Source organism: Streptococcus hillyeri (assembly GCF_003686955.1).
In the GTDB taxonomy this organism is placed as follows: Bacteria; Bacillota; Bacilli; order Lactobacillales; family Streptococcaceae; genus Streptococcus; species Streptococcus hillyeri.
Window position 1 is genome coordinate 1 of the sequence record NZ_RCVM01000066.1, and the last position, 414, is coordinate 414.

The window sequence follows — 414 nt, forward strand, 5'->3', positions numbered from 1 at the left end:
GGACAAATTCATAAACATGGTAAGCGTGTTTCTCGTATTACTTTACTTAAAACTCAAGGGTATAACACATACCTCAACTTAGCTAAACAACGTTTTAAATGCTTAGAATGCAATGGCACTTTTACTGCTAAAACGTCAATTGTTGATGAGTCGTGTTTTATCTCAAGATGTGTTACTCAAAAAGTTATAGAAGAAGCTACTAAAGTTAAAACAGAGATTGATACTGCAGAAGATAACTGTATCTCTCCATCTACTGTAAGTCGTATTAGAACTAAAGCGGCTAATTCATTACGAATTAAACCCTTTAATTGTTTGCCAGAACACATCGCTATGGATGAATTTAAAAGCGTTAAAAATGTAACTGGATCAATGAGTTTCATTTTTATAGATAATGATACTCATGATGTTATAGAT

1 protein-coding gene is annotated in these 414 nt (G+C 32.1%); it reads left to right on the forward strand.

Going from position 1 to position 414, the window contains the following annotated elements:
• Positions 1-414 (forward strand): transposase family protein (locus tag EAF07_RS10475; protein WP_142925614.1); only part of this gene is annotated, 414 nt, incomplete at both ends.